Origin of the sequence: Rubritepida flocculans DSM 14296 (genome assembly GCF_000425365.1) — a bacterium.
GTDB classification, from domain to species: Bacteria; Pseudomonadota; Alphaproteobacteria; order Acetobacterales; family Acetobacteraceae; genus Roseococcus; species Roseococcus flocculans.
Genome location: NZ_AUDH01000007.1, coordinates 1 through 20,579, shown reverse-complemented (window position 1 = coordinate 20,579; position 20,579 = coordinate 1). Strand labels below are relative to the sequence as shown.

The following is a 20,579-nucleotide window of genomic DNA, read 5'->3' as shown; positions in this document are numbered from 1 at the left end:
GCCAAGTCCAGCCGCGGATGCGGCCAAAGCGGGGCAGGGCGGCGGCGCGGCGCGATTGCGCGCCCCCCGGGCTCGGCCCATGCTGCGGCACGCACCACGCCGGGATCACGCCATGGGCTTCGAGGCCTTCATCGGCCGCAGCGAGACGCAGGAGGATGTGCTGGCGCCCGCCGCGCTCGCGCGCATGGCCGCCACCCTCGACGCCCCGCCACCGGGCGAGGAGGCACCCCCGCTCTGGCACTGGATGCTGTTCCAGGACTGGCGGCGCCCCTGCGGGATCGGCGCGGACGGCCACCCGCGGCGGGGCGGCTTCCTGCCCGCGCTCGAGGATCTGCCCCGGCGGATGTGGGCGGGCGGGCGGCTGTCCTTCACCGGCAACCCGCTGCGCGCGGGCGAGGCGGTGCGGCGCGTCACCACCATCCTCTCCGTCACGGAGAAGACGGGCGGTTCGGGCCGGCTCGTCTTCGTGACCCTGCGGCACGACCTCTCCAACCCGCGCGGGGCCGTGCTGCGCGAGGAGCAGGACATCGTCTATCGCGGCACGGAAGGCGCGGCGGTGCGCGAGGCCGAGCCCGCGCCCCCCTTCGCGGCCGAGGTGCGGCGCGACCTCACGCCCGATCCGGTGCTGCTGTTCCGCTACTCGGCGCTGACGGGCAACGGGCATCGCATCCATTACGACGCCGACTACGCGCGCGCGGAGGAGGGCTATCCGGGCCTCGTGGTGCATGGGCCGCTGCAGGCGACGCTGCTGGCCGCGACCATGCTTGCCGCGGCGCCCGGCCGCCGCCTCGCGCGCTTCGCCTTCCGCGGCGTGCGGCCCGCCTTCGCGGGCGCGCCGCTCGCCCTGCTGGCGCGGCGCGAGGGCGAGGGGCTGATCGGCGAGACGCGCGACGCCTCGGGTGCCACCTGCATGAAGGCGGACGCCGCCCTTGCCTGAGCCCGCCGCCGCGCCGGGGCGCGCGACGAGCGGCGAGGCGGCGGTGCGCGGCCTGGCCATCGGCGTGCTGGGTTATGTCGTCATCTCGCTTGCCGATGCGGCCGTGAAGTTCGCCCTGCCCGAGGTGGGCGTGGCGGGGGCGATGCTCTGGCGCGGCGCGATCGGCGCGCTGGCGGTGGCGGCGCTGGCGCGCTTCTCGGGGCTGTGGCCGCGCAACCTGCGGCTCGTGCTCGGGCGGTCGGTGCTGCACTGCTCCGTCTCGGTGCTGTGGTACATCGTCTGGCTCGCCGGCATGGGGCTCGCGGATTCCTACGCGGTGGCGGCGGCGGCGCCGCTGATGATGACGCTGCTCGCCATTCCCATGCTGGGCGAGCGCGTGGGGTGGCGGCGCTGGCTCTCCTGCCTCGTGGGCTTCTGCGGCGTGCTGTTCATGCTGCAGCCGGGCGGCGATCTCTGGCGCTGGGAGACGCCGGTGCTGCTGGTCGCGGTGGCGGGGATGGCCGTGAGCCGCATCTGGACGCGCACCCTCGCCGCGACCGACACGCCCTCCGTCATCGCCTTCTGGATGCTGGCGGTGCACATTCCCTATGGGCTCATCCTCTACCCGGTGGAGGCGCTCTGGCCCGCCTCCGGGCAGCCGAGCCTCCTCCCCTCCTGGTGGATGGTGCTGCTGCTGGTGTTCTTCGGCGTCTCCAACGCGGTGGCGCATCTGCTCTTCGCGCGCGCCTTCGCGCTGACGCCCATCGCCTCGCTCGCGCCGCTCGAATACACGCCGCTGCTGTGGGGGCTTCTGCTGGGCTTCCTCATCTTCGCCGAGGCGCCGGCCTGGACCACGCTGACGGGGGCGGCCATCGTCATCTGCGCGGGGCTCTACAACCTGCACCGCGAGCGGGTGCGCCGCGCCGAGGAAAGGGCCCGCCGTGCCGCTGCGCCATGACGCCCGGCGCGGGGCGGCGCTGATGCTCGCCGCCACCGCGCTGTTCACCTTCATGGGCGCGCTGGTGAAGCTGCTGGGCGCGCGCATCCCCTTCCCCGAGATCATGTTCTTCCGCAGCCTGGTCGCGCTGCCCGTGGTGCTGCTGATCGTCTGGCGCATGGGGCAGGGCTTCGCGCTCGCCACGCAGCGCTTCCCGCAGCACCTGCTGCGCGCCACCACGGGCACGCTCGCCATGGGCTGCTCCTTCTTCGCGCTGACCGTGCTGCCGCTCGCGGAGCAGACGGCGCTGACCTTCACCACGCCCCTTTTCGTCACGCTGCTCGCCATTCCCTTCCTGGGCGAGCGCGTGGGCGTGCACCGCTTCGGGGCGGTGGCGCTGGGGTTCCTGGGCATCCTCGTCATCGCGCTCGGCCAGGGCGCCTTCCAGGGCGTGGTGGAGGCCTGGGTCGCCATCGGCATGGCGGTGGCGGTGCTGCACGGCGTGTTCTCGGCGATGACCACGCTGCTCGTGCGCAGCCTCTCCTCCACCGAGCGCTCCACCACCATCGTGCTGTGGCAGTCGCTGCTGATGACGGCCTTCACGGGAATGACTCTGCCCTTCCTGTGGGTGACGCCCACATGGACCGAGTTCTGGCTGCTGCTCGCCGTCGGCCTGGTGGGCGGCGTGGCGCAGGTGCTGCTGACCGAGGCCTTCGCCTCCGCGCAGGTCTCCTCGCTCGGCGCCTACAGCTACACGGGCATCCTCTGGGCGGTGCTGCTGGGCTGGATCCTCTTCGGCGAGGTGCCGGGGCCGATGACCTTCCTCGGCGCGGGCTTGATCGTGCTCGCCTCCCTCTACATCCTGCACCGCGAGATCAAGCGAGGTGCGAAGCGATGAGCGTTCCCTTCCTGCGCGAGGATGGGCTCGCCCCCGGCGCGGTGGAGCGCATCGCGCCCGGCGTGCGGCGCATCCTGTGCGACAACCCGGGCGCCTTCACCTGGCGCGGCACCAACACCTACCTCATCGGGGGCGGCGCCTCGGTCGCGGTGCTCGATCCGGGCCCGGCCGATGCGGCGCATCTGCAGGCCATCCTGGAGGCGACGCGCGGCGAGCGCATCACGCACATCCTCGTCTCGCACACCCATCGCGACCACTCGCCGGGCGCGGCCGCGCTGCAGGCCGCGACGGGGGCGCCGAGCTACGCCCACGGCCCGCACGCGACCCCGCCCGAGGAAGGCGGCGAGGGCGGCGACCATGACTTCCAGCCCGATCACCGCCTGGCCGACGGCGCGGCGGTCGAGGGCCACGACTGGCGCCTCACCGCACTGTTCACGCCCGGCCATTGCGGCAACCACCTCTGCTTCGCGCTGGAGGGCACGGGCATCCTGTTCAGCGCGGACCATGTGATGAGCTGGTCCACCAGCGTCGTCAGCCCGCCCGATGGCGACATGCGCGCCTACATGACGAGCCTTGCGAAGCTGCGCGCGCGCGAGGGGCAGGACCGCCTCTACCTGCCCGGCCATGGCCCGAAGCTGCCCGAGCCCATGCCCTTCCTCGACGCGCTGGCCCAGCACCGCCAGCGGCGCGAGGCGCGCATCGTGCAGGCGCTGCGCGAGGGCGGGCCGATGACGGCGGAGGCGCTGGTCGGCCCCGTCTATGGGCCGATGGACCCGCGGCTGATCAGGGCCGCCGGGCGCAGCCTGCTCGCGCAGCTTCTCGTGCTGGAGCAGGACGGCGTGGCGCGGCGCGAGGGCGAGGCCTGGAGACTCACCTGATCCGCTCGGGCACGCGCCGGTCCATCCCCTTGATGGCGATGAGCGTGCGCGTGGAACGCCCGCGCGGCGTGAGCGCGAGCCAGGCCCGGAACTCCGCGAGGATGAGCGCGGTGATGTTCATCACCGGCTGGCCCGCGAGGTCGTCCATCGGGAAGAAGCGCAGCTCCTCCAGCTCGCCCGATCCCTGGATCGCCCCGCGCGCCGCCTCGGCGGGCGCGATGAGGAAGCGGGCGTGGAAGCGCAGCGGCCGACCCACCGGCGTGATGGCGCGACAGAGATAGGAGAGCGGCGCGAGATCGGGCGCGAGCCGCCCCTCGCGCAGCTCGCCCAGCAGCAGCGCCGTCTCCTCGTGCAGTTCCCGCGCCGCCGCCACCGCCAGCGCCCGCGCCAGGGAGGGCCGCGCCGAGACCTCCAGCATCCGCCGCGTCAGGGGCGAGAGTTCGGAGAGCGCGGGCGCGCGGTAATCGCCGCGGTCCACGCGGCCGCCGGGAAAGACCAGCACGCCCGGCATGAAGCGCAGCGCGTGGTGGCGGCGGCCCATCAGCACCTCCACGCCGCGCGGGCCCTCGCGCCAGAGGAGGAGGCTCGCCGCATCCTTCGGCGTCACGCGGCGCGCCGTGCGGCCCGCGGCGTCGGCCACGCCCGGGTTGTCGGCGCCCGGGCGCTCAGTCAAGCGCGAAGCCCCGCGCGCGCAGCCAGGCGCGGAAGCCCGCGCGCTCGGGCACGGAGAGCTGGCGGGCCAGGTTCTCGCTCCAGCGGCAGCCCTCGGGCGCGGGGCCGTGGATCTCCGGATAGCGGGGCCGGGCGGGCGGCCGGCGCGCGTCATAGGCGGCGATGGCCTCGGCCTCGCCCGAGGCGTCGTAGCGGCCGCGATGCACCGTCACCGCCGGCGGCAGCCGCACCGAGACCGGGTTCCGCGCTTCGGGGAAGCCGAGCGTCAGCCCCGCCACGGGAAACACGCCCTTGGGCAGGCCGAGCAGGGGGCCGATCTTCTCGAGGTGGTTGCGGACATAGCTGATCGGGCAGCTCCCGAGACCCGCCGCCTCCGCCGCCACGATCGCCATGCCCATGGCGAGGGCGGCGTCCACCGCCGCGTTGAGCAGCGTGTCGAGATTGTCGTTCGCGTGCTCGCGCCCCGCGCGGGCGCAGATGTCGCGGCCGCGGCGGACATCGGCGCAGAAGACGAGCAGCACCGGCGCGTCCTTGATCCAGGGCATGCCGCCGATCCAGTCCGCGATGGCGGCGATGGGCGCCGCCTCCTCGAGCACCACGACGCTCCACTGCTGCATGTCGCTCTTGGAGGGCGCGGAGGCGGCGGCGGCGAGCACCGTGTCGAGCAGCGGCGCGGGAATGGGATCGGGGCGGTAGCGGCGCGTCACCCGCCGGTCGAGAAGCTGCGCGAGCGCGGGGGGAATCTCGGCGGGCGGTGTGAAGGGCAGGAAGCCGAAGCGGGCCTCGATCAGCGCGCGGGGGTCGCTCATGCGCGCACCACCCAGGCGTCGGCGACGGTCAGGCCGCGCTCGTGGATCATCAGCGGGTTCACCTCGGCCTCCTTCACCGTCTCGAGCGCGGCGAGGCGGCCCATGGCGAGGATGGCCTGCGCCAGCGCCTCGAGATCGCCGCGCGGCAGGCCGCGCCAGCCGGTGAGCACGCGCAGCGCGCGCACCTCCGCGATCATCTCCCGCGCCTCGTCGAGATGCAGCGGCGCGAGGCGGATGGCGACGTCGCGGTGCAGCTCCGCCAGCACGCCCCCCGCGCCGAGCAGCACGATGGGCCCGACCTCCGGATCGCGGCGGAAGCCCAGGATGGCCTCCGCGAGCCCCTTCGCCATGCCCTGCACGAGGAAGCCCGTGATGCGCGCGGCGGGTGCGGCGCGGTGCACGCGCGCGCGCATCGCCGCCGCCTCGACGCGAAGCTGGCGCGCATCCGCGATGTTCAGCACGACGCCGCCGAGCTCCGTCTTGTGCGCGATGTCGGGCGAGAGGATCTTGAGCGCGACGGGATAGCAGAGCCCCTCCGGCGGGGCGTCGGCCTCGGTGAAGCGCGCGAAGGGCGAGGCGAGGCCGAGGGCCGCGAGCAGCTCGCGCGCGTCCGCCTCGTCCGGCGCCTCGGGGAGATCGGCCTGCGGGGCGGCGATGTGCGGTGCGGGGCGCGGCGCGCGCCAGTCGAGGAAGGCGCGCATCGCATCCGCCAGCGACTCCGGCGTGCGGAAGGCCGGGATGCCCGCCTCGGCCAGCAGGCGCAGCGAGGCGTCGGCCTGGGGGGCGAGGAAGGCCGCGATGGGCTTCGCCCCTCGGATCGCGTCGCGGCCGCGCAGGATGCCCGCCACCGCATCCTGCGGGCGGAACTGCGCGGAGGAGCCGATGACGGGGATGATCGCCTCCGTGTCCTCGGCCGCGGCGAGGGCGGTGATGGCGGCCTCGATGCGCTCGGGCTTCGTGCCGGCCAGCGTCATGTCGAGCAGCCGGCCATGGGCCGCCATGCCCGCCGCCGCCAGGGCGGCGGCCGCCTTTGCGTCGGGCGGGCGCGCCTCGATGCCCGCCACCCCCAGCGCGTCCACCGCCATCGCGCCGCCGCCGCCCGTCGTGGTGAGCACCGAGACCGCGCGACGCCTGCGGGCCTGGGGCGTGCGGCCCAGCGCCAGCGCGGGCAGTTCGAGGAAGCTCTCCAGCATCGTCGCGCGCAGGATGCCGTGCGCGCGGAAGAAGGCCTCGGCCGCCGCGTCGCTGCCCGCCAGGGCGCCGGTGTGGCTGGTGGCGAGCTCCGCCCCGTAGGGCGAGCGGCCGAGCTTGTAGGCGATGAGCGGCTTGCCCGCCGCGCGCGCCCTCCAGGCGGCGTGCGCGAAGTGCTGTGGCGCGCGGATGGCCTCGAGGAAGAGCATCACCGCGTCCACGCCGGGCTCCTCCACCAGCATGGCGGCGATCTCGCCCGCGGTGAGGTCCGCCTCGTTGCCGGTGGCGATGAGGTGCGAGAAGCCCATGCCGCGCGCCGCGCCGCGCGAGAGGATCGCGCCCAGCATGGAGCCCGACTGGCTGACGAGCGCGACGCGCCCCTCCGGCAGAGTCTCGGCCTCCAGCGCCGCGTTCACGCTGGCGGCGATGCGCGCGGGGATGTTGATGACGCCCATGGAGTTGGGGCCGAGCAGCCGCATTCCCGCCGCGCGGGCTGCGGCGACGCAGCGCGCCTGGCGCGCCGCGCCTTCCTCGCCCGCCTCGGCGAAGCCGTCGGCCAGCACGCAGGCGACTCGCGCGCCCTTGGCGGCGACGGCCTCGATCTGGCCTTCGACCTGCTCCGTGCCGAGCAGGATGTAGGCGAAGTCGATCTCGCCCGGGATGTCCTCCACGCGCGCGAAGGCGGGCTCGCCGAGGATGTCGCCGGCGCGCGGGTTCACCGGATAGAGCGCGCCCCCATAGCCGTGGCGGCGGAGATAGATCTGCGGCCGGGCGGTGAGGCGCGCCGGATCCGCCGAGGCGCCGATCAGGGCGATGCGCTGCGGGGCCAGCAGCGCCTTCATGCGGGTTTCGGGGGGCGCTGGGAGAAGCTGACGCCGAACACGCCCTCGGCGATGCGGTTCCTCATCATCTCGAGGCTGCCGCCGGCGATCATCCAGCCGCGCGTGCGCCGCACGCAGTACTCGATGAGGAGATCCTTCGAGTAGCCCATGCCGCCCATCACCTGCATGGACTCGTTGGCCGCCAGCCAGCCCGCCTGGTTGCAGGCGTATTTGGCGATCGCCACCTCCTGCGCGTCGGGCAGGCCGCGGCCCGCGTTGGCCGCCGCGCGGTAGAGCAGCAGCCGCGCGGCGTCCAGCGCCACGCGCATCTCCGCGAACTTCCACTGCAGGCCCTGGAACTCCATCAGCGGGCGGCCGAACTGCCGGCGCGTCATCGCGTGCGCGCGCGCCTGCGCGAAACAGTATTCGCCCAGCGCCAGCGCGCGCGTGCTGTTGCCCACGCGCTCCACGTTGAAGCCGCCGATCTGCTTCTTGAAGCCGCCGGGGCCGAGCAGCACCATCTCGGGCGGGATGTACACGTCGTCGAAGTAGAGGGCGCACCACTCCTCGTCGTTCATGTAGAGGCTGGGCGCGCCGAGGCGGAAGCCTTCCATCCCGCGCTCCACCAGCACCGAGCCGATGCCGCCCACGCCGGGCCCGAAGCGGCAATAGACGACGAAGACATTCGCCTCCGCGCTGTTGGTCGTGAACACCTTCTGCCCGTTGAGGCGCCAGCCCGCGCCGTCCGGCACGCAATGCGTGGTGAGGTCGGTCAGCGCGGAGCCCGCCTCGGGCTCCGTCATGCCGACGGCGGCCACGGCCTCGCCGGCGAGGAGGGGGCGGAAGAAGCGCTCCTTCTGCCAGGGCGTGGCGTATTCAGCGAGCGTGCGGAAGGCGCCGAAATTGCCCGCCTGCAGCACATCCGCGCTGCGCGGGCAGACGGCGGCGATCTGCTCCATGGCCAGCACCGCGTCGAGCAGCGTGCCGCCCTGGCCGCCATCCTCCTCGGGCAGCATGATGCCGAACAGGCCCTGGGCGGCCATCAGCTTCGCCACATCCCAGGGAAAGCCCACGGTGTGGGCGCGCTCGACGGCGCCCGCGGCGAGGTGGCGTTCGGCGAAGCCGCGCACCACCTGCTGGAAGGCCGCCTGCTCCTCGGTCAGCCGGAAATCCATCGCCGGCTCAGACGGGGTCCCAGCTGAACACGTCGCCCGAGCGTTCGAGCGGGATGAAGCTCGCGCGCAGCGCGGGCAGGGCGATCTCGGCGATCTTCTCGGGCGTCCAGCCGCTCTCGCTGTGCACCGAGCGGATCGGGCGGTTCTGGCTGAACAGGAACAGCTCGTGCATGCGCGGCGCGAAGATCTGGCCCGTGACTTCGGCGGCCGCATCGGATGCGAGGAAGACGGCGAGCGGCGCGTTCTTCTCCGGGCCCATGCGCATCAGCCGCTCCACGCGCGCCTTCTGCTCGGGCGTCTCGGCGGGGATGCTGCTCGTCATGCGGCTCCAGGCGAAGGGGGCGAGGCAGTTGGAGCGCACGTTGTAGCGCTTCATGTCGAGCGCGATGGACTTCGACAGCGCCACGATGCCGAGCTTCGCCGCCGAGTAGTTCGCCTGTCCGAAATTGCCGATCAGCCCCGAGGTGGAGGTGATGTGGACGAAGGCGCCGCTCTCCTGCTGGCGGAAATGCGTCGCCGCCGCGCGGCTGACGTAGAAGCTGCCGTTGAGGTGGACGGCGATCACCGCGTCCCATTCCTCCGGCGTCATGCGGTGGAAGATCTGGTCGCGCAGGATGCCCGCGTTGTTCACCACGATGTCGATGCGCCCGAAGCTGTCCAGCGCGCATTGCACGATCTTCTGCGCGCTGGCCCAGGTGGCGACGCTGTCCGTGCTGATGGCGGCCTGGCCGCCGCGCTGCTCGATCAGCGCCTTGGTCTGTTCGGCCGGGGTGGCGGAGAAGCCCTCGCCGCCCAGCGAGGCGCCCACGTCGTTGATCACCACCTTCGCGCCGGCCTCGGCCATGGCGAGGGCGATCTCGCGCCCGATGCCGCCCCCCGAACCCGTGACGACGGCGACCTTGTCCTTGAGCATCATGGCGCTTCCTCCTCGACCTTGCCTGGCGCGGGGAGGCTAGAACGCGCGCCGCCCTGCGTGAAGCCGGGCGGCGCGCGCGAGGATCACCCCGCCTTGGCGATCCGGCGGAACTTGGTCAGCAGGAACTCGGTGTAGCCGTTGGGCTGCGCCGCCCCCTCGAAGACCAGCGCGCAGGCCGCCTGGAAGGCCGGCCCGTCGAAGCCCGGCGCCATGGGCCTGTAGGCCGGATCGCCCGCGTTCTGGCGGTCCACCACCGCGGCCATGCGCTTCATCGTCTCCATCACCTGCGCTTCGGTGACGATGCCGTGCCGCAGCCAGTTGGCGATGTGCTGCGAGGAGATGCGCAGCGTCGCGCGGTCCTCCATCAGCCCCACATCGTGGATGTCGGGCACCTTGGAGCAGCCCACGCCCTGGTCCACCCAGCGCACCACATAGCCGAGGATGCCCTGGGCGTTGTTGTCGAGCTCGGCCTGGATGTCCTGGGCGGGCCAGTTGGTCTGGGTGGCGACGGGAATGGTCAGCAGGTCGCCGAGCTTCGCGCGCCGGCCGCCCCGGGCGATCTCCTCCTGCCGCGCGGCCACGTCCACCTCGTGATAGTGCAGCGCGTGCAGCGTGGCCGCGGTGGGCGAGGGCACCCAGGCGGTGTTCGCGCCCGCCCTGGGGTGGGCGATCTTCTGCTCCAGCATGGCGGCCATGGCGTCGGGCATCGCCCACATGCCCTTGCCGATCTGCGCGCGCCCGCGCAGGCCGCACATCAGGCCGATGTCCACGTTCCAGTCCTCATAGGCCTTGATCCAGGCGGTGCCGCGCATGTCGTTCTTGCGGATCATGGCGCCGGCTTCCATCGAGGTGTGGATCTCGTCGCCGGTGCGGTCCAGGAAGCCCGTGTTGATGAACACCACGCGCTCGGCCGCCTCCTTGATGCAGGCCTTGAGGTTCACCGTGGTGCGGCGCTCCTCGTCCATGATCCCCATCTTGAGCGTGGCGGGGGGCAAGCCGAGGATGGACTCGACGCGCGCGAAGAGCTCCACCGCCCAGGCCACCTCTTCCGGCCCGTGCATCTTGGGCTTCACGATGTAGACGCTGCCGGCGCGCGAGTTCATCCGCGCCCCGCGGATGTCGTGCAGCGCGATGAGGCTCGTCGCCAGCGCGTCCAGAATCGTCTCGGGCGTCTCTTCGCCGTTCCAGGTCACCGCGTCGGTCATCATGTGGTGGCCGACGTTGCGCACCAGCATCACCGACCGGCCGGGCAGGGTGAAGGTCGCCCCGTCGGGCGCGGTGTAGCGGCGGTCCTCGGCCAGGCGGCGCGTCAGCGTCCGGCCGCCCTTCTCGAACTCCGCCGTCAGCGTGCCCTTCATCAGGCCGAGCCAGTTGCGATAGACGGCCACCTTGTCGGCCGCGTCCACGGCCGCCACGCTGTCCTCGCAGTCCTGGATGGTGGTGAGCGCGGCCTCGAGCACCACATCCGCCACGCCCGCGGGATCCTCCTTGCCGATCATGTGGGCGCGGTCGATCACGATCTCGGCGTGCAGCCCGTTGTGGCGCAGCAGGATGGCGCTGGGCGCGGCCGCTTCGCCGCGATAGCCGGCGAAGCGCTCGGGGTGCTTGAGCCCCGTGGCGCCCCCGCCCTGCAGCACCACCGCGAGCTTGCCGTCCTTCACCGTGTACTTCAGCGCCTCGGCATGGCCCGCGCCGGAGAGCGGCGCGATCCGGTCCAGCGTCTTGCGCGCGAAGGCGATGACCTTGGCCCCGCGGGCGGGGTTGTAGCCCTTGCCGCGCTCGGCCCCGTCCGTCTCGGGGATCGCGTCCGTCCCGTAGAGCGCGTCGTAGAGGCTGCCCCAGCGCGCATTGGCCGCATTCAGCGCATAGCGCGCGTTGGAGACGGGCACCACGAGCTGGGGCCCCGCCACGCCGCCGATTTCGGGGTCCACATTCGCGGTGGTGACGGCGAAATCCTCCGGCTCGGGCAGAAGATAGCCGATCTCGCGCAGGAAGGCCTCATAGGCCGCCGCGTCGATGGGCTTCTGCGGATGGGCGCGGTGCCAGGCGTCGATCTTCGCCTGCAGCGCGTCGCGCTTCGCGAGCAGCGCGGCGTTGCGCGGCGCGAGATCGGCCAGCAGCGACCCCAGCCCCGACCAGAACGCCTCGGCCGAGACGCCGGTGCCGGGCAGCGCCTCGGCCTCGATGAAGGACTTCAGCTCAGGCGCGACGTGCAGGCTCATTCGGGACTCTCCGCGGGGCAGCGACCAATCCCGCGCGCTTTACGCCCTCGCGCCGCGCGGGGGTAGGGGGGTGGCGGCCCCCCCCCGAGACGCCCGATCAGGCGCCCAGTTCGCGCCGGACGATGGCCGCGCCCTCCGCCAGCGCCTTGAGCTTGGCGAAGGCGCGCTCGCGCGGGAGGTATTTCATCCCGCAATCGGGCGCCGCCACCAGCCGCTCGGCCGGCACATGGCGCAGCCCGGCGCGCAGCCGCTCGGCCACCAGCTCCGGCGTCTCCACCTCCGCCGTGCCGAGGTCGAGCACGCCGAGCATGATGGTCTTGGTCGAGAGGTCGGAGAGGATTCCGAGATCGAGCTTGGGCTGCGCCGCCTCGATGGAGATCTGCGTGGCCATGCTGTCGGCGAGCTGCGGGAGGAAGGAGTAGCCGGAGGGTTTCTCCGTCACCAGCGCGGCGTAGCCGAAGCACAGGTGGACGACGGTGGTGCCCTCCACCCCCTCCAGCGCGCGGTTGATGGCCTTCACGCCATAGCGCCTGGCCTGCTCGGGCCGCGCCTGCAGCCAGGGCTCGTCGAGCTGGATCACGTCCGCCCCGGCGGCCTTGAGGTCGCGCGCCTCCTCGGCCACCACGGCGGCATAGGCCATGGCCAGCGCCTCCTCGTCGCCGTAGTGCTCGTCCTTGGCCTGCATGGAGAGGGTGAAGGGGCCGGGCAGGGTGATCTTCACCTGCCGGTCGGTGTTGGCGCGCAGGAACTGCACGTCGCGCACCTCCACGGCGTGGCGGCGGCGGATGGGGCCGGTGACGCGCGGCACCGGGGTGGGCTTGCCCATGCGGCCCTGGACCACGGCCGGGTTGTCCACGTCCACGCCCTCCAGCGCCAGCGCGAAGCGGTTGGAGTAGCTTTCGCGGCGCATCTCGCCGTCGGTGATGATGTCGATGCCCGCGCGCTCCATGTCGCGGATGGCGATGAGCGTCGCGTCGTCCTGCGCCTGCTCCAGCGCGTCCTCGGCGACGCGCCAGATCTCCTTCAGCCGCACCCGCGGCACCACGTTGTTCCTGGTCAGGATGGCGCGGTCCACCAGCCAGGCGGGCTGGGGGTAGCTGCCGACGACGGTGGTGGGCAGGATGCGGGTCTCGGCCATGCGCGCTCTCCTCCGGGCGAGTGACGGGGGCGCTCGCTAGCACGCGGCCGCGCCCCGCGCCATTGACCCATGCCGCGCGGCGCACCACACAAGTCGCGACGGACGGGAGGAACGCGGGATGCAGGACATCGACATCCACCAGATCACCGAGGAGGCCATCGCCCAGATGGCCGGCACGCCGGATGCGCGGCTGAAGGAGATCATGGAGGCCGCGGTGCGCCACCTGCACGCCTTCGCCCGCGAGGTGAGGCTCACACCCGACGAGTGGCTGCAGGGCATCGCCTTCCTCACCGCGGTGGGGCAGATGTGCTCGCCCATCCGGCAGGAGTTCATCCTGCTCTCCGACGTGCTCGGCCTCTCGCGCCTCGTCAACGTGATGCACGACGCGGCGGGCCGCGAGGCGGCGGGCACCGAGACCAGCCTGCTCGGGCCCTTCTTCCGCGAGGGCGCGCCGGAGATCGCGATGGGCGGCAGCCTCGCCCGCAGCCCGGGCGGGCCCGAACTCGTGCTCTACGGCCAGGTGCGCGACGCGCAGGGCCAGCCCATCCCGCACGCGGTGATGGACGTGTGGCAGACCAACGCCGAGGGCCTCTACGACCTGCAGGCCCATGCGCCGGACGAGATGGACATGCGCGGCCGGCTCCGCTGCGACGCGGAAGGCCGCTACTTCCTGCGCACCGAAAAGCCCATCGGCTACTCCATCCCGATGGACGGGCCGGTGGGCGCGCTGGTCCGCGCCCAGGCGCGGCACGGCTTCCGCCCCGCGCACATCCACATCCTGATCACGGCGCCCGGCCACCGCGATCTCGTGACCGCCCTTTATCTCAGCGACGATCCGAATGTGGACAGCGACACGGTGTTCGGCGTCTCGAAATCGCTGGTGGTGACGCCGCGGCGCGACCTGCCGGATTCGCCCGCGCCCGGGGCGGAGGCGGTGCGCTACGACTTCACCCTCTCTCGCGCGCGGGGCGAGGGCAGCGGCCGCGTGGGCGCCGATCCCTCGACGCTCGTGCCCAGCAACTGACCGAAGCCCGGATGGAGGACACGCCCATGCTCACCCGTCGTCGCCTCGCCGCCGGGGTCGCGGCCCTGCCGCTGCTCGCCCCCATGGCCCGCGCCCAGGAGGCCTTCCCCAGCCGGCCCGTGCAGATCGTGCTGCCCTATCCGCCCGGCAACGCGATCGACCTGCTGGTGCGCGCGCTGGCGCAGCAGATGGCGCCGCACCTGCCCCAGCCCGTGGTGGTGATGAACCGCGACGGCGCGGCGGGCGCGGTGGGTTCGGCCTTCGTCGCGCGCTCGGCGCCCGATGGGCACACGCTCCTCTTCGTGCCCGCCCTGGTCGCCTCGGTGCTGCCGGTGACGCAGGCCGCCTCGGGGCTGCAGGTGAACAGCTTCCGCCCGATCTGCCAGGTGTTCAGCAACTCCATGGCGCTGGTGGTGCGGCCCGACAGCCCGATCCGCGACCTTGCCGACCTGCAGGCGCGGGCGCGCGCGAATCCGGGGCGCATGACCTACGGCACGCTCGGCATCACCTCCATCCCGCACCTCGCCATGGTGCAGTGGCTGCGCGCCGCGGGCGTCGAGATCGAGCATGTGCCCTTCCGCGCCGACGCCCAGGTGCTGACCGAGGTGCTGGCCGGGCGCATCGACGTGGGCTCCATCGTGCTCGGCTCCGCCGCGGGGCGGAACGATGTGCGCGTGCTCGCCGTCTTCGACCGCGCGCGCCACCCCGATTTCCCCAACGCGCCCACGGCGGTGGAGCAGGGCTTCGACGTGGCGCCGGCGAGCTTCGGCGGCCTCTTCGCCCCCGCCGCCACGCCGGAGGACCGGATCGCGCGCATCGAGGCCGCCTGCGAGCGCGCCGCCGCCACCGAGGCCTACCGCACGGCGGCGCGCGGCGCCTCCCAGCCCGCGGATTTCTACCTGGGCCGCGAGGCCTTCGCCCGCCGCCTCGCCGAGGATGTGGCGCAGAAGGCCGAGATCCTGCGCACCATCCAGCTCAACTGATACGGGCGGCATCGCATGCCGTCCGTATCGCGCGCAGGGTTGCCGGGCACCCATCGAAGCTTTGCTTCGATGGGACCCGGTGTGGCGGCTGCGCGCCAAAACACGGGCATACCAGCGGCCGCGCCGCTCTCGCACGGGTCAGAAACAGCGGCCGCTGGTATGACCCCCCATCTGGACGCCCGCCTCCGCGCGCCCGACCATGGGCGCGCAGAGGAAGGAAAGGCGCCCCGATGACCCCGCACGTCACCCAGCACTGGCATGTCCGCAAGCCCGCCGGGCGCGGCGCGGGGGGAATGGTGGCGAGCCAGGCGCGCGCCGCGGCCGAGGCCGGCGCCGAAATCCTGCGCGCCGGCGGCACGGCGGCCGACGCCGCGGTGGCCGCCGCCTTCGCCCTCGCCGCCGTGGAGCCCTGGAACTCCGGCCTCGGCGGCATCGGCTTCGCCCAGGTGATGGCCCCGGGCGGGCCCTGCGAGACCTTCGACTTCGGCCCCGTGGCCCCGCGCGGGCTCGACCCTTCGGCCTATCCGCTCACCGGCCGGCACAAGCAGGATCTCTTCGCCTGGCCCGAGGTGGTGGGCGATGCGAACATCCACGGCCCCAAATCCGTGCTGATCCCGAGCGCGGTGGCGGGCTATGCGCTGCTGCACGAACGCCACGGGCGGCTGCCCATCCGCGAGGTGCTGGCGCCCGCGGTGGCGCTGGCGAAGCGCGGCCTGCCGCAGGACTGGTTCACCACGCTGAAGATCGCCAACAGCGCCGCCTTCCTGCGCCTCTACCCCGAGAGCGCGCGCATCTACCTCCCGAACGGGCTGCCCCCCGTGCCGCCCTATCAGGGCACGCCCGGCTTCTTCGTGCTGGGCCGCCTGCCGGAGACGCTGGAGCGCCTGCAGCAGGCCGGGCTGCGCGACTTCTACGAGGGCGAGGTGGCCGCGGCCATCGCCGCCGACATGCGCGAGATGGAGGGCTTCGTCTCGGCCGATGATCTGCGCGACTGCCGGGCGCGCGTCCGCCCCGCGCTGGAGGCGCGCTTCCGCGGCCGGCGCTGGATGCTCGCCAACGGGCTCACCGCCGCGCCCACGCTGATGCGCGTACTGGAGCGCATGGAATCCGCCCCCTATGGCGCGGTGCCGGACGCCGCCTGGTACGCCCACCTCGCGCGCGCGCTGCGCGAGGGCTATGCCGAGCGCCTCTCGCGCCTCGGCGATGCGGAGCCGCCCGGCGCGGAGTCCTGCACCACCCACCTCACGGTCGCCGACAAGGAGGGGATGATGGTGGCGATGACCACCACGCTGCTCTCCTCCATGGGCTCGCGCCTCGTGCTGCCGCGCTCGGGCGTGCTCATGAACAACGGGGTGATGTGGTTCGACCCGACGCCGGGCAGCGCCAACGCCATCGCGCCCGGCAAGCGGCCGCTGTGCAACATGTGCCCCGTGATCCTGCCCGATGCGCGGGGCAACCCGGAGATCGCGGGCGGCGCCTCGGGCGGGCGGCGCATCATGGCCGCGGTGTTCCAGCTTCTCTCCTATGTCGCGGATTTCGCCATGGACCCCGAGGCCGCCGCGCACCATCCGCGCCTCGACGTCAGCGGGCCCGAGGGGGTGACGGCCGATCGCCGCCTGGGCGAGGCGGTGATCGCCGCGCTGGCCGCCGATGCGCCGGTGGAGGTGGTCGAGCATGCCGTGATGCCCGTGAACTTCGCCTGCCCCAACCTGATCCAGCAGAAGGAGGGCATGCGCGTGGGCGTCACCGACGCCATGTCGCCCTGGTCGGCCGCCATCGCCGAATGAGCCTCTCGCTGCCCGAGGAGATCGCCCTCCTCACCCTCGACGAGGAGACGGGCCGGCCCCTCGGGCGGCAGGGCCTCGCCGCCGCGCTCGCGCTGGCCGGGGCGGCGATGATGGAACTCGCCCTCGCCGGGCGGCTGGACACGGATCGCGACCGGCTGGAGATCCTCTCCCGCGAGGCGACGGGCGATGCGGTGCTGGACCGTACGCTCGCCGAGATCGGCGAGGCGCGGGATTCGCGCGGCGCGCTGATGCTGCTGGCGCGCGAGGAGGCCGGGCTGCGCCCCCTCGTGATGCGCCGGCTGCTCGAGACGGGGCTGCTGCGCGAGGAGCGCGGGCGGGTGCTGCTGGTCTTTCCCGCCCGGCGCTACGTCACCCCCGCCGAGCGGCCGGAGCCGCGCGCGGTGCGCGCCCGGCTGCGCCGGATCGTGGAGGAGGAGGAGATCCCCGAGCCGCGCGAAGCGCTGCTGCTCGGCCTCGCCCGCGCCGTGGCGCTGCTGCCCGTGCTGCTGCCGGAGGAGTTGCTGGCGGCGCGGCGGGAGCGCATCGCGCTGGTGGCGGGGCTGGAGGCGCTGAACCGCTCCCTGGCCGAGACGGTGGCCGATCTCTACGCCGCGCGGCTGCGCGCGGGGTGAGGTTTGCGGCTGCGCGCGGGGTGAGGGCGCCGCGGCACGATCCTTGCTGCATCACCTCCCGGAACGACCTCGCCGGGCGTTTCTGCACAACGCTTGTGCAGGGGCGCGGCGGGGCGCCCTTGGGAGATCATGGATGATGCATCGTCGCCACCTGCTCGGGGCCGCCGCCGGCCTCCTCGCCGCCCCCGCCCTCGGCCCCACCGCCGCCCAGGCCCAGGCCGCCTGGCCCTCGCGCGGCGCCGTGCGCCTCGTGGCGCAGTTCCCCCCTGGCGGGCTCGTGGACACGGTGACGCGCCTCGTCGCGCCGGTGCTGCAGGCGGCGCTGGGCCAGAACGTGGTGGTGGAGAACCGCGCCGGCGCGGGCGGCGTGATCGGCACCGACCATGTCGCGAAGGCCGCCCCCGACGGCTACACCTTCCTCATGACGCACGCCTCGGTGATGGTCTATTCGGCCGCCACCCTGCCGACGCTGCCCTTCGACCCGATCAACGACTTCACGCATCTCGGCCTGCTCGTCGAGGCGCCTTCGGTGCTGATCGTGCGCGGGGACAGCCCGCTGCGCAGCTTCCAGGACTTCCTGCAGGCCGCGCGCACGCGCCCCACGCGCTATGGCTCCTCGGGCATCGGCTCGGCGCCGCACATGCTGGGGGCGATGCTGACGGGCACGGCGAACCTCACGCAGCTCGACCACGCGCCCTATGCGGGCTCCGCGCCTGCCATGCGTGACCTGCTGGGCGGCCACATCGAGACGATGATCGACCCGATCACCACCAACGTGGCCGCGATGCAGAACGGCACGCTGCGCGCCCTTGCCATCTCCTCGCCGCAGAGGCTGCCGGCCTTCCCGGACGTGCCGACCTTCGCCGAGCTCGGCTTCCCGAGCCTCGTTCAGACGCAGTGGGTGGGCATGTCGGGCCCGCGCGGCCTGCCGCAGCCCATCGCGGAGCGGATGATGCAGGAAATCCCGAAGCTCGTGCAGAACGCCGCCGTGCTCCAGCGCATGACGGAACTGCAGACGCTGCCGCGCAACCCGGTGCCGCTTGGCGCGGATTTCGTGCGCATCATGCAGACCGAGCTTGCCCAGGCGCGCGAGGTGGCGCGACGCTACAACATCCAGGCGGCGAGCTGAACCGCAGAGGGTGCGGCGGGGTGTCGCGCCCCGCCGCCGGAACGCGAAGGGCGCGCCCCGGCGGGACGCGCCCTTTTTCGCGCCGCCCGTATCATACCAGCGGCCGCTTGCTTTGACCGCTGAGAAGGCGGCGCGGCCGCTGGTATGCCCTTGGTCTGGCGCGCAGCCGCCACGCCGGGTCCCATCGAAGCAAAGCTTCGATGGGTGCCCCCCAACCCTGCGCGCGATACGGGCGGCATGCGATGCCGCCCGTATCAAGCCGCGAGCGGCAGCCTGTCCTGCCGGCACTTCATCAGCGGCTGGATCTTCTGCCCGAAGTCGTCCATGCCCTGGATGAAGTCGTCGAAGCAGAGCATGATGCCCTTTACGCCCGGCATCGCCGCCACCTCGTCCAGCATGCGCGCGCAGGAGGCAGGGCTGCCCACGATCGTGCCCATGTTGAAGTTGATGGGCGAGGGGTTGCGCTGCACCGCCGCGGCCATGGAGGTCGCCTCGGTGTTCACGTCATGCGCCGCATGGCCCAGCAGATGCTCGAGCGCGGCGCGATCCGCCCCCTTCACATAGCTGTCCCATCTGGCCATCGCCGCCTCGTCCGTGTCGGCGCAGATCACCATGTAGAGCATGTAGGCGCCCACATCGCGCCCCGCCTTCTTCGCGTGCTCGAGCATGCGGGCGGGGACGGAGGCCGCCTTGGTGGGCTCGTTCACGCCTTCGCCGAGGCAGAAATTGTAGTTGCAGTAGCGCGCGCCGAACGCCATGCCCGTGTCCGACTGCCCGGCGCTGACGATCTCGATGGGCCGGGAGGGGCGGGGCGAGAGCTTGCACTTGTCCATCTGGAAATAGGCGCCCTTGAGGTCGCTCTCGCCCTTCTCCCAGAGGTCGCGCAGGATCTGCACATATTCCGTGCTGTACTGGTAGCGCTTGGCGAAGTGCTCGTCGCCGGGCCACAGCCCCATCTGGCTGTATTCGATCTTGTGCCAGCCCGAGACGATGTTCACCCCGAAGCGCCCGCCCGAGATGCTGTCGATGGTGACCGCCATGCGCGCGACGATGGCGGGCGGGATGGTCAGCACCGCCGTGGAGGCGAAGAGCTTGATGCGCGAGGTGACCGCCGCGAGCCCCGCCATGAGCGTGAAGGATTCGAGGCCGTGGTCCCAGAACTCGGTCTTTCCCCCGAAGCCGTGCAGCTTGATCATGCTCAGCGCGAAGTCCATGCCATAGGCTTCGGCCTTCTGCACCACCGTCTTGTTCAGCTCGAAGGACGGCATGTACTGCGGCGCGTTCTCCGAGATCAGCCAGCCATTGTTGTTGATGGGAATGAAGACGCCGATGTCCATCGCGGTGCTGCCCCTCGCGTGAGGCCGGAAGGCCCGGCCAGCCGGGTAAAGGGCAAGCAATCCACATGCCATGCGGCGCCGTGCTGGACAGGGCCCCGGCGCCCGCCCACCATCCGCCCGACGCCAGCCTGACGGGAGCCCCGCGCGATGAAGCTGACAATGCCGGAGGAGATCATGCTCCTCATGCTCGACAACGCGACGGGCCGCCCGGTTGGGCTTCCCGCGCCGGCGGGCGACTACGCCATCGCCACCGCCATCCTGATGCAGCTCTCGCTCGACGGGCGCATCGACACCGACCTCGAGCGGCTGATGGTGACGAGCCAGCGCCCCTCGGGCGACCCCGTGCTGGACGAGGCGATGACGATGATCGCCTCCAGCCCCGAGGCGGGCCTGCGCGACAGCCGGTACTGGATCGTCGAACTCGGCCGCCACGCCGAGCATTTCCGCGCCATGGTGCTCGACAGGCTGGTGGCCAAGGGCGTGCTGCGGCGGGAGGAGGGGCGTTTCCTCTGGGTGTTTCCCGACCGTCGCTACCCCAAGGGCCCCGAGGGCGAGGCGGAGGTGCAGGAGGTGCGCGCCCGGCTGCGCCAGGTGCTGCTGGAGAACGAGATCCCCGACCCGCAGGACGCGCTGCTGATCGGCCTCGCGCGCTCGGCGGGGCTGATCCCACTTATTCTGACGCCCGAGGAGCAGGCGCGCGTGGGCGCGCGGGTGGACCAGGTGGCGGATCTGGAGGAGCTGGGCCGCACCCTCTCCAGCGTCACGCGCGAGGTGTTCGCCATGATGCTGGCCTTCGCCGGGGCGCACTAGACAGAAACTCCCTCGGCTTGTGGTTCGAAGGAGCATGCGAAGCCGAGCTTTATGATTTGGGCGGCGAGGTGACGTGCCTGCTGTTCTGGCGAGCGTTGGTGGAAGTGATTTGGTCCGAGATCGTGCCAGAAGGTTCCGTTTTGGAGCATGTGCCAGACGGCGGTGAGGATGGAGGCGGCGACGGCGCAGATGGCTTTTTTCGGTCCGCGGCGCTGTCGCAGATGGTGGAACTGGGCGCGGAGATAGCTGTCCTTCTTGCGGGTGGCGGCCCAGGCGCACTGGACGAGGGTGGTCTTGAGCCAGG

Annotated in this window: 18 protein-coding genes and 1 pseudogene; 10 read left to right on the top strand and 9 right to left on the bottom strand. The window is 72.5% G+C overall.

Annotation, left to right across the window (positions count from 1 at the left end; all coding sequences use genetic code 11):
- Positions 1-112 precede the first annotated feature (112 nt).
- Genes H596_RS0108605 through H596_RS0108590 form a run of 4 tightly spaced genes read left to right on the top strand, consistent with a single transcriptional unit; the run spans position 113 to position 3,629 of the window.
- Positions 113-937 (top strand): FAS1-like dehydratase domain-containing protein, encoded by an 825-nt coding sequence (locus H596_RS0108605; protein WP_027284537.1) that lies wholly within the window; start codon positions 113-115, stop codon positions 935-937.
- Entirely contained in the window at positions 930-1,874 is a 945-nt protein-coding gene (locus H596_RS0108600; RefSeq protein WP_245583974.1) for a DMT family transporter, read from the top strand. The genes H596_RS0108605 and H596_RS0108600 overlap by 8 nt, the downstream gene beginning before the upstream one ends.
- Positions 1,858-2,751 (top strand): DMT family transporter, encoded by an 894-nt coding sequence (locus H596_RS0108595; RefSeq protein ID WP_084602643.1) that lies wholly within the window; start codon positions 1,858-1,860, stop codon positions 2,749-2,751. The genes H596_RS0108600 and H596_RS0108595 overlap by 17 nt, the downstream gene beginning before the upstream one ends.
- A complete protein-coding gene (locus H596_RS0108590; RefSeq protein WP_027284534.1) occupies positions 2,748-3,629 on the top strand; it encodes an MBL fold metallo-hydrolase in 882 nt (293 codons plus the stop codon). The genes H596_RS0108595 and H596_RS0108590 overlap by 4 nt, the downstream gene beginning before the upstream one ends.
- On the opposite strand, the gene H596_RS20810 is transcribed toward H596_RS0108590, so the two are convergent.
- The 7 genes from H596_RS20810 to H596_RS0108555 all read right to left on the bottom strand — a co-directional run bounded on the left by H596_RS20810 (position 3,622) and on the right by H596_RS0108555 (position 12,573).
- The gene (locus tag H596_RS20810; RefSeq protein ID WP_245583973.1) at positions 3,622-4,302 is read right to left on the bottom strand and encodes an NUDIX hydrolase; all 681 of its coding nucleotides are present in this window, start codon (positions 4,300-4,302) and stop codon (positions 3,622-3,624) included. The genes H596_RS0108590 and H596_RS20810 overlap by 8 nt on opposite strands.
- Complete coding sequence (locus tag H596_RS24565; RefSeq protein ID WP_037300661.1) at positions 4,295-5,110, bottom strand: nitroreductase family protein; 816 nt, start codon at positions 5,108-5,110, stop codon at positions 4,295-4,297. Before H596_RS24565 ends, H596_RS20810 begins: the two co-directional genes overlap by 8 nt.
- Positions 5,107-7,143: an acetate--CoA ligase family protein gene (locus H596_RS0108575; protein WP_027284532.1), complete on the bottom strand. Its 2,037-nt coding sequence runs from the start codon at positions 7,141-7,143 to the stop codon at positions 5,107-5,109. The genes H596_RS24565 and H596_RS0108575 overlap by 4 nt, the downstream gene beginning before the upstream one ends.
- Entirely contained in the window at positions 7,140-8,297 is a 1,158-nt protein-coding gene (locus H596_RS0108570; RefSeq protein ID WP_027284531.1) for an acyl-CoA dehydrogenase family protein, read from the bottom strand. The genes H596_RS0108575 and H596_RS0108570 overlap by 4 nt, the downstream gene beginning before the upstream one ends.
- Positions 8,298-8,304: 7 nt before the next feature.
- Complete coding sequence (locus H596_RS0108565; protein WP_027284530.1) at positions 8,305-9,213, bottom strand: SDR family NAD(P)-dependent oxidoreductase; 909 nt, start codon at positions 9,211-9,213, stop codon at positions 8,305-8,307.
- Between the two features lie 83 nt (positions 9,214-9,296).
- Positions 9,297-11,435: a malate synthase G gene (locus H596_RS0108560; protein WP_037300659.1), complete on the bottom strand. Its 2,139-nt coding sequence runs from the start codon at positions 11,433-11,435 to the stop codon at positions 9,297-9,299.
- 97 nt (positions 11,436-11,532) lie between these two features.
- Complete coding sequence (locus H596_RS0108555; protein ID WP_027284528.1) at positions 11,533-12,573, bottom strand: 5-methyltetrahydropteroyltriglutamate--homocysteine methyltransferase; 1,041 nt, start codon at positions 12,571-12,573, stop codon at positions 11,533-11,535.
- Positions 12,574-12,691: 118 nt separating this feature from the next.
- Between H596_RS0108555 and H596_RS0108550 the strand changes: the two genes are divergently transcribed.
- The 5 genes from H596_RS0108550 (at position 12,692) to H596_RS0108530 (ending at position 18,128) form a co-directional block, all read left to right on the top strand.
- Entirely contained in the window at positions 12,692-13,597 is a 906-nt protein-coding gene (locus tag H596_RS0108550; protein WP_027284527.1) for a dioxygenase family protein, read from the top strand.
- A gap of 26 nt (positions 13,598-13,623) precedes the next feature.
- Positions 13,624-14,580: a Bug family tripartite tricarboxylate transporter substrate binding protein gene (locus H596_RS20805; RefSeq protein WP_169579858.1), complete on the top strand. Its 957-nt coding sequence runs from the start codon at positions 13,624-13,626 to the stop codon at positions 14,578-14,580.
- Between the two features lie 230 nt (positions 14,581-14,810).
- Positions 14,811-16,367 (top strand): gamma-glutamyltransferase, encoded by a 1,557-nt coding sequence (locus tag H596_RS0108540; RefSeq protein ID WP_027284526.1) that lies wholly within the window; start codon positions 14,811-14,813, stop codon positions 16,365-16,367.
- A complete protein-coding gene (locus H596_RS0108535) occupies positions 16,364-16,999 on the top strand; it encodes a GOLPH3/VPS74 family protein (protein ID WP_027284525.1) in 636 nt (211 codons plus the stop codon). The genes H596_RS0108540 and H596_RS0108535 overlap by 4 nt, the downstream gene beginning before the upstream one ends.
- Before the next feature lie 133 nt (positions 17,000-17,132).
- Positions 17,133-18,128: a Bug family tripartite tricarboxylate transporter substrate binding protein gene (locus H596_RS0108530; RefSeq protein WP_037300650.1), complete on the top strand. Its 996-nt coding sequence runs from the start codon at positions 17,133-17,135 to the stop codon at positions 18,126-18,128.
- Positions 18,129-18,382: 254 nt separating this feature from the next.
- On the opposite strand, the gene rutA is transcribed toward H596_RS0108530, so the two are convergent.
- The gene (gene rutA, locus H596_RS0108525; protein WP_027284523.1) at positions 18,383-19,465 is read right to left on the bottom strand and encodes a pyrimidine utilization protein A; all 1,083 of its coding nucleotides are present in this window, start codon (positions 19,463-19,465) and stop codon (positions 18,383-18,385) included.
- Positions 19,466-19,612: 147 nt separating this feature from the next.
- Here rutA and H596_RS22860 point away from each other — a divergent pair, with 147 nt between their 5' ends.
- On the top strand, positions 19,613-20,275 hold the full coding sequence (locus tag H596_RS22860; protein WP_084602642.1) for a GOLPH3/VPS74 family protein: 663 nt from the start codon (positions 19,613-19,615) through the stop codon (positions 20,273-20,275).
- Here H596_RS22860 and H596_RS24110 read toward each other — a convergent pair.
- Positions 20,272-20,579 (bottom strand): annotated as a pseudogene (locus H596_RS24110) (IS110 family transposase); the annotation flags it as partial. The gene H596_RS22860 and the pseudogene H596_RS24110 overlap by 4 nt on opposite strands.

Coding starts and splice junctions, on each gene's coding strand:
- H596_RS0108565 (WP_027284530.1), bottom strand. CDS start 9,213: ATGATGCTCAAGGACAAGGTCGCCGTCGTCACGGGTTCGGGGGGCGGC.
- H596_RS0108560 (WP_037300659.1), bottom strand. CDS start 11,435: ATGAGCCTGCACGTCGCGCCTGAGCTGAAGTCCTTCATCGAGGCCGAG.
- H596_RS0108590 (WP_027284534.1), top strand. CDS start 2,748: ATGAGCGTTCCCTTCCTGCGCGAGGATGGGCTCGCCCCCGGCGCGGTG.
- rutA (WP_027284523.1), bottom strand. CDS start 19,465: ATGGACATCGGCGTCTTCATTCCCATCAACAACAATGGCTGGCTGATC.
- H596_RS22860 (WP_084602642.1), top strand. CDS start 19,613: ATGAAGCTGACAATGCCGGAGGAGATCATGCTCCTCATGCTCGACAAC.
- H596_RS0108535 (WP_027284525.1), top strand. CDS start 16,364: ATGAGCCTCTCGCTGCCCGAGGAGATCGCCCTCCTCACCCTCGACGAG.
- H596_RS0108570 (WP_027284531.1), bottom strand. CDS start 8,297: ATGGATTTCCGGCTGACCGAGGAGCAGGCGGCCTTCCAGCAGGTGGTG.
- H596_RS24565 (WP_037300661.1), bottom strand. CDS start 5,110: ATGAGCGACCCCCGCGCGCTGATCGAGGCCCGCTTCGGCTTCCTGCCC.
- H596_RS20805 (WP_169579858.1), top strand. CDS start 13,624: ATGCTCACCCGTCGTCGCCTCGCCGCCGGGGTCGCGGCCCTGCCGCTG.
- H596_RS0108530 (WP_037300650.1), top strand. CDS start 17,133: ATGATGCATCGTCGCCACCTGCTCGGGGCCGCCGCCGGCCTCCTCGCC.
- H596_RS0108540 (WP_027284526.1), top strand. CDS start 14,811: ATGACCCCGCACGTCACCCAGCACTGGCATGTCCGCAAGCCCGCCGGG.
- H596_RS0108605 (WP_027284537.1), top strand. CDS start 113: ATGGGCTTCGAGGCCTTCATCGGCCGCAGCGAGACGCAGGAGGATGTG.
- H596_RS0108550 (WP_027284527.1), top strand. CDS start 12,692: ATGCAGGACATCGACATCCACCAGATCACCGAGGAGGCCATCGCCCAG.
- H596_RS0108555 (WP_027284528.1), bottom strand. CDS start 12,573: ATGGCCGAGACCCGCATCCTGCCCACCACCGTCGTCGGCAGCTACCCC.
- H596_RS0108575 (WP_027284532.1), bottom strand. CDS start 7,143: ATGAAGGCGCTGCTGGCCCCGCAGCGCATCGCCCTGATCGGCGCCTCG.